The sequence below is a fragment of the Catonella sp. genome, from assembly GCF_052173895.1.
GTDB lineage: Bacteria > Bacillota > Clostridia > Lachnospirales > Lachnospiraceae > Catonella.
This window is the reverse complement of record NZ_JBQMXS010000059.1, coordinates 1-8,187: the sequence shown is the minus strand read 5'-3', so window position 1 is coordinate 8,187 and position 8,187 is coordinate 1. Positions and strand designations below refer to the sequence as shown.

The window sequence follows — 8,187 nt, the reverse complement described above, 5'->3', positions numbered from 1 at the left end:
ATAAACCAACAGAGAAAACAACAAAAGGATACAAATTAGTAGGATGGTTTACAGGTCAAGACTTAATTGATGATACATCAGATGTTGTAGATAATCCTAAACCAAATGGAGAACTAAAGAGTAGGATGGCAGAGGCAGATAATGAAGGTTTTAGGAGTGGAAAAGGAGCAGACTTAATAACATTAGGTTTAGATAAAGTTACTAAGAAGAAATACAAAGGAGAGGATACATTAGTAGTAGTATTCCTTAGAGAAGAAAAAACAGAAGGCGTAATAGACACTTACAACAACAACGATAGTCCTGGAGACCCAGAGGACCCTTCTAATGATAAAACTAAGCAAGGTAAGAAAAAGATACTGAAGCAGTATTGGGATGAAATAGAGGTTTATAAGAATGGAGTAAAGACTGAGACAAAGTATAAGCATGTAGGAACATACAAAGAAGATAATGTAGTAAAGCATGTAAAGGTAACGGAAGAGCCAAAGGAATATAAGATAATAGGATGGTTTACAGGTAGGGATAAGAAGGTAGAGAAGAACCCTAAACCAAGAACTGATGTAGCTACTGAGGTATCTTTGGGAATAAAGCATGGAACCTCAGCGAAATCTAAAGTAACATTAGGAAAAGATGAACAAATAATAACAGTAGTTTATATAAGAACTATAAGAAAAGACACAACATTACAGAAAGATGAAACAGGGGATTATAAGATATCGGAGAGTAAGATATCTATAAGAGATGGCTTTGATAGTAAGAATAGGTTGAATAGGATATTAAGTAATACATTTGTATGGAAGTCACCAGCTATAGCTAATAAAAAATGTTTTGACCATGGTGGACATGGGCATCATTTCTTCTGTACTAAATATGAACATACACATACAGAAGGTCCTTGTTATTATTATAAGACATATACAAGTCATTATTACGAGGATGAGGATGGAAAGAAGGTAAAAAAGGAGAAAAAAAAGAAGAAGAAGGTAAAGACTTGTAATTTATATGAACACACTCATAGTAATGCTTGTTGGGATACGCCTTGTGGAGGATGGGATTGGAAAGATACATCAATTTTAATAGGTGTATATAATAGTAAAGGATATAATTACCCTTCTGTATTATCAGCATACAATCAACATTGTCCAAAAGACACAATGGATTATGTAACTCCAGGTATGGCTGGTAGGGAGTCAGATAGTGATAGTAGAGGAACATTAAGTAGTTGGAAAACTAATCATAGTGGATTTAATTACAAGTTTATTTTATACAGAGGAAAAGACCAGTTGACATTGTGTGATTTTAAGAATAATTCGTTTAGTCCTAGTGCTAAAGGATTTTTAGGGGGGTTATCTAATAATTCAAGTTATAATTTTAAGTCCCAGAATACACCTAGAAAGACTAGGTTAGATAAGGAGCAGTACAAAGATGCATTTAGTGCTGATATAGTAGGTGGAAGCTTAGGATGGGGATTAGACCAGACGACAGTATACGGACCTCGTTTTGGAGCAGCCGGAATGTGTGCAGACCAGTACAGTCCTCATAGGTTCCAAGACTATAGTAAGTTTTCAGCTAATGCAACAGTAAATATAGATGTTTATTGGGCTAATAAAGAGAGTCCAGATTTTGATGGTAAGATAGAGGACTATGTCAATAGTAAAGAAAGACATATGTTATCAGCAGGTCAGATAAAATTTGTACCTTATGTTTTAATGCAGTATCAGGATAAGCAGGGAGCATTTAAGAGAGTAGATGTACTTTCTGAATATAAGAGAACATTAAATCCTTATGATTATATACAGTAACATACGAAGAGAGATTAAATTTTGTTAACTAATCCCAAAGTATCGTTTATTGAAAAACTAAGCCGTTTGTGCTAGAATAACCCGTGGAGAGTATCTGTGACAAAAAGGGAAACTCCCTAAGTATAAAACCGATAACCGAAAATCGGAAATACACGAAGGGAGGTGGTGCTGATGACTGCTTATGAAATCATCATGATTTTCATAGGGATAATAGCTTTGCTAATATCCTTCGGCGGTTTTCTAATCGCCATTCTTACTTATCTTAGTAAGAGAAAGTAAGTTACCAGCTTGTCGCAAGCAAGCTGAGTAGTCTGTAAAAAGATTAATCATGCTTGGGGAGTATCCATTTTGAAATGGATACTCTCCTCTCCATAAATATAGCATATTATAAATTTATTTTCAAGATACAGTATTTTAGAAAGGCAGATATCAATGGGTATATTTACAGGAAAAACTTTGTTAATAACAGGAGGTACAGGTTCATTCGGTCATGCAGTAATGGATAGGTTTCTTGCTACGGATATAGGAGAAATTAGGATATTTTCAAGAGATGAGAAGAAACAGGATGATATGAGGCATGAATATCAGACGAAAATGCCTGAGGTTGCTGAGAAGATAAAATTTTATATTGGAGATGTGAGAGATATAAACTCAGTAAAAAATGCTATGAATGGCGTGGATTATATCTTTCATGCTGCAGCTTTAAAACAGGTTCCGTCTTGTGAATTTTTCCCGATAGAGGCTGTTAAGACAAATGTGCTTGGAACGGAAAATGTGCTTAATGCGGCAATAGAAGCCGGAGTAAAGAGTATAATCTGTCTGTCTACGGATAAGGCAGCCTACCCTGTCAATGCGATGGGAACAAGCAAGGCTATGATGGAAAAAGTAATAGTAGCAAAGTCTCGTACAGTGGAGCAGTCAAAGACAAAAATCTGCTGTACCAGATATGGAAATGTGATGTGCTCAAGAGGCTCTGTTATTCCACTTTGGATAGACCAAATAAGAGCAGGAAATCCTATTACTGTTACAGAGCCGACTATGACAAGATTTATTATGTCGCTTGAAGAGGCTGTGGATCTAGTTCTTTTTGCTTTTGAACATGGAGAAACAGGTGATATCCTTGTGCAAAAAGCACCTGCCTGTACAATACAGGTTCAAGCAGAAGCAGTATGTGAACTTTTTAACGGTGATAAGAATGAAATCAGACAGATAGGAATAAGGCATGGGGAGAAGATGTATGAAACCCTGCTTACAAATGAAGAATGTGAAAGAGCCATAGACTTAGGAAAGTTTTACAGAGTTCCTTGTGACAGCAGAAATCTTAATTATGATAAATATTTTACAGAGGGAAGTACAAAGAGAACTAAGCTGGCTGAGTTTAACTCAAATAATACAGAACTGTTAAATGTAGAAGAAGTTAAGGCTAAGCTTTTGGAACTTCAATATATAAAAGATGAACTAGGAAATAATTAGATTGGATAAATACAATGAATATACTGATAACAGGTGCTAAGGGCTTTGTAGGACAAAATCTTGTGGAAAATCTTAAATGTATAAGAGATGGAAAAAACCAAACTAGGCCTGCGCTTAAGATTGATGAAATATTTGAGTTTGATTTGGATTCATCAAAAGATCAGCTCTCTGATTTTTGTAGAAGGGCTGACTTTGTGTTTAATCTAGCCGGAGTAAATCGTCCGTTAGAAAAAGATGAATTTATGAAAGGAAATTTTGGCTTTACATCAGATTTGCTTGTTGAATTAAAAAAATATAATAATACAGCCCCTGTAATGCTTGCATCTTCAGTTCAGGCTACACTTGAGGGAAGATTTAAGGATTCAGAGTATGGGAAGTCTAAGTTTGCAGGAGAAAATCTCTTCTTTACTTATGGTGAAGATACAGGAGTAAAGGTACTGGTATATAGATTCCCCAATTTATTCGGAAAGTGGTGCAGACCGAATTATAATTCGGCTGTAGCTACTTTTTGTTATAATACAGCTAATGACTTGCCGTTGCATATAAATGACAGAAATACAGAACTTGAACTTTTATATATAGATGACTTAATAGATGGACTTTTAGATGCCTTAGAAAATAAAGAGCAATACTGTGAGTATGAGGGAGTGAAAGCAGTGGCAAAAAAAGATGGAAAATATGCTTATATTCCTATGACTCACAAAGTAACTTTAGGGAAAATAGCTGATATTTTAGTTGAGTTTAAGAAACAGCCTGATACTTTGATTATGCCTGAAATTCCTATGGGAAGTTTTGAAAAAAAATTATATTCAACATATCTGTCTTATTTGCCTAAGGAAAAAGTAAGTTTCCCGTTAAAAATGAATGTGGATAATAGGGGAAGTTTTACTGAAGTTTTAAAAACATTAAACTGTGGGCAATTTTCGGTCAATATAAGCAAACCGAGTATTACCAAAGGAGAACACTGGCACAACACAAAGTGGGAATTTTTCATAGTCGTTTCAGGTAAGGCACTTATACAGGAGAGAAGAGTAGGGAGCGATGAAATTTTAGAGTTTTATGTAAGTGGAGAAAAGATAGAGGCTGTACATATGTTGCCGGGTTATACCCACAATATAATAAATCTTTCGGATACAGATGATTTGGTTACACTAATGTGGGCTAATGAAAGTTTTGATAAAAATAGACCGGATACATTTGGGGAGATGGTAGAAAGGAACTAAAACAGATGACAATAGATGAAGTTTTGGCATTTGAAGAGATGCAAATTTTTGATAGAAAAAGTATAAAAATAGATGCAAAGACTCTTGCAATAACCCTCGTTGCATTTGCTAATGCTGATGGTGGAACTGTTGCTATTGGAATATCTGATAAAATGAAGAGAATAGAGGGTATTGACTTTGAAACATCAAAGGTAAATGAATTGCTAAGAGTACCTTTTGATTACTGCCATCCTACGATATCGGTAATGCTTGAAAAGGTTGAATGTATAGACTATAAGGGAAGAAAAAACCATGTCTTACTTATGAAGGTAGATGCCTGTCCTCAAGTTCATGCAAATCAAGCAGATGAGGCATATTATAGGGTAGGAGATAAGTCAAAACTTTTGAAATTTGAAGAAAGGCTCCAACTTTCTTATGACAAAGGAGAAAGACATTTTGAAGATAAACCTGTGCCTAACGCCGGATTGGAGGATATAGATTTAGCCTTGGTAGAAGACTATACTAAGAAAATCGGATATAATAAATCTCCAATGGAATACCTTAGACAGAATAAAGGTTTTGTAAAAGAGATAAACGGACAAATGCAGATAAGCTCTGCTGCAATCCTTTTGTTCGGCAAAAATCCACAGGACTTCTTTCCTCGTGCAAGGGTAAGATTTATTCGTTATGATGGAATAGAGGAAAAAGTAGGTACAGAGATGAATGTTATAAAAGATGTTATTTTTGAGGGTAATATATTAAAAATAATACAGGACTCTATAAACTTTCTTAAGACACAGACTAGAGAAAGAACTTATCTTGGAAATGATGGGAGATTTGTACATGAAGAGGAATATCCCAAATTTGTCCAGCAGGAAATAATTGTAAATGCTGTTACACATCGTTCGTATAATATAATGGGTACAGATATTCAGATAAAGATGTTTGATGACCATATGTCGGTAGAAAGTCCCGGTAGATTGCCGGGGATGGTTAAGGTGGATAACATTCGGTATACGCATTTTTCAAGAAATCCTAAGATTGCTGAATATTTAAAAGCGTATGAGTATGTGAAAGAATACGGAGAAGGTGTACCCCGTATGTGCAAGGAACTGGAAGAAGTAGGCTTGAATGAACCACAGTATTATGTAAATGCCTTTATGCTTAGGACGGTAGTATACAATAATTTTAGTAGTATAAAAAATGATAAGAGTAAAATATCTATAAAAAATAAAAATGAACTCTTAGGAAAGAAGATAGAGAAAGACGCAAAAGATAAAGATTGTAATAGTGATAACCGGCAACTTAAGGTGAAGGGAATTGCCATTGATAAGATAATACACTGTTTAAATAAAAAAGTGTCTACTTTTGAGAAAAAGAGAGGCCAATTTGATAAGAAAATTTCCAAAGGCAGCAGGATTGATCTAAATAAGATAAAATCCTTATTAGATGAGGAAAATTATCATGAGATTACTAAAAATAATATAATAAAAGTCTGTAAGAATATTGATATTGATACTGTTTTTTCGGTTAAGGACATTGCAAAAATACTTGGCTCTTCAGAGCAAGGTGCAAGAAAAATGCTGGATAAGATGAAGAACTTGGGTATTCTTATAAAAATAGATGGAAAAGGCAAGGGACAATATAGATTAAAGGACAAAGATGAGGAATAGCTATGAAAAAGGATTATTCAGATGTGAGTTTTGCTGATAATGGAAAATTAAAACTATTGATTATAGTTGGAACTAGGCCTGAAATTATAAGACTTTCAGAGGTTATAAAAAAATGTAGGAAATATTTTGACTGTATCTTAGCACATACAGGACAAAACTATGATTATAACTTAAACGGTATCTTTTTTAGGGACTTAAAATTAGCTGATGCAGAAGTATATATGGATGCAGTAGGGGCTGACCTTGGAGAAACTGTCGGTAACATAATAGCAGCATCTTATAAGTTGATGGCAAGTATTAAACCTGATGCACTCTTAATATTGGGAGATACAAATAGCTGTCTTTCGGCTATTTCGGCAAAGAGGTTGCATATTCCTATTTTCCATATGGAAGCCGGCAACAGATGTAAGGACGAATGTCTGCCGGAGGAAACTAATCGTAGGATAGTAGATATAATTTCAGATGTAAATCTGGCGTACTCAGAGCATGCCAGAAGATATCTCGTAGAATGTGGACTTCCAAAAGAAAGAACCTATGTTACAGGCTCGCCTATGGCAGAGGTGCTAAGGGCTAATCTGGCAGAAATTAAGGCAAGTGATGTACTTGAAAGACTTAAGTTAGAAGAGGGAAGATACATACTTCTTTCTGCACATAGAGAAGAGAATATAGATACTGAGAAAAATTTTAACTCACTTTTTACGGCAGTTAATAAATTGGCAAAAAAATATGATATGCCGGTGTTATATTCTTGTCACCCAAGAAGTAGGAAGAGGCTTGAAGAATCGGGATTTCAGCTTGATAGTAGGGTAATAAGGCAAGAGCCTTTGGGGTTTCATGATTACAATAAACTTCAAATGTCAGCGTTTTTGGTAGTTTCAGACAGTGGCACTCTTCCTGAAGAAAGTTCATTTTACATAAGCGAGGGACACCCCTTTCCGGCAGTCTGCATAAGGACTTCAACTGAAAGGCCGGAGGCCTTAGAAAAAGGAGACTTTATCTTAGCCGGAATAGATGAGAAGAGCCTTCTTCAGGCAGCAGATACAGCAGTAAGCCTCAAAGAAAACGGAGATTTCGGTCTCCCAACCCCTGACTACATGGATGAAAATGTGAGTGATAAGGTAGTTAGGATAATACAGGGATATACAGGGATTGTGAATAAGATGGTGTGGAGGAAGTAGGTGGAGAAGTAAACTCTATGAAAAGGTTATACATAAAGCTATTTATAATAATACTACCAATAATTGGATATTTTATTCTATTTTTGGCATTTGACATAAATGATTTTTCAGGACTTAGAAAGACTATTTTTCACAATGTGAAAGAAACAAAATTGATAGCCTATGATGGAACTAAAACAATAGATAGTCCGTATTCTATTATAAAATATATAAATAATCTTGGAAAAGCTAACAATGTGAAGTATAGTTTTATTTTTGGAGATTCTAGGATTAATGGCATAGATGTAATGAATTTAAATAAGTTGGATGGTAGAAATTATGTCAATTTAGCCTTTGGCGGTTGTACTATGAAGGAGAGCATAGACGAGTTTTGGCTTGCAGTTTCTAAAACAAAGCCTGAAAGAGTAATTTTTGAGGTAGATTATTATAGCTTAAATAAGAAAAGGCAGTTAGATAGGATAAAACAGGTTGTAAAAATGGATGCGATTCAGTATTTTTTAGATTATTTTAATAACAAGGCAATGATTGATGAAGCTATATTAAATTTAAGAAAAATTAAGTCGGAGGAAGTTGCTGCGACTGTAGAACTTGATAAAAATAGATTTGATACTTATTTAACTCAGATAAAGGCTATATGTGAAAACTATGAAATAGATGAAGACTGTGTAGCAAACTTGTTGCATATTGCCAATTATTGCAATGATAACCACATAGAATTGGTATTTTTCGTGCCGCCTGTGCATAGAAGTATATATGATGGAGTTATAGTTTTTTACGGTATTGATAAAAAGATGGACGAAGTTAAAGAGAGACTTAGCAAGAAGACCGTAGTGTTAGATATGCAATATTTATCTAAAATATG

At 34.7% G+C, this 8,187-nt stretch carries 6 protein-coding genes; all 6 read left to right on the top strand.

Annotated features, from left to right (window positions below; genetic code table 11):
* Positions 1-1,799 (top strand): hypothetical protein (locus tag ACTTG8_RS09210; RefSeq protein WP_442561820.1); only part of this gene is annotated, 1,799 nt, incomplete at its 5' end.
* 432 nt (positions 1,800-2,231) lie between these two features.
* Complete coding sequence (locus tag ACTTG8_RS09205; protein ID WP_442561819.1) at positions 2,232-3,272, top strand: polysaccharide biosynthesis protein; 1,041 nt, start codon at positions 2,232-2,234, stop codon at positions 3,270-3,272.
* 14 nt (positions 3,273-3,286) lie between these two features.
* On the top strand, positions 3,287-4,495 hold the full coding sequence (locus tag ACTTG8_RS09200; protein ID WP_442561818.1) for a polysaccharide biosynthesis C-terminal domain-containing protein: 1,209 nt from the start codon (positions 3,287-3,289) through the stop codon (positions 4,493-4,495).
* A 5-nt stretch (positions 4,496-4,500) separates the two neighbouring features.
* Positions 4,501-6,147, top strand: a complete 1,647-nt coding sequence (locus ACTTG8_RS09195) for an ATP-binding protein (protein ID WP_442561817.1) — start codon at positions 4,501-4,503, stop codon at positions 6,145-6,147.
* A 2-nt stretch (positions 6,148-6,149) separates the two neighbouring features.
* Complete coding sequence (wecB, locus tag ACTTG8_RS09190) at positions 6,150-7,325, top strand: non-hydrolyzing UDP-N-acetylglucosamine 2-epimerase (protein ID WP_442561816.1); 1,176 nt, start codon at positions 6,150-6,152, stop codon at positions 7,323-7,325.
* A gap of 17 nt (positions 7,326-7,342) precedes the next feature.
* A partial coding sequence (locus ACTTG8_RS09185; RefSeq protein WP_442561815.1) for a hypothetical protein occupies positions 7,343-8,187 on the top strand: 845 nt, incomplete at its 3' end.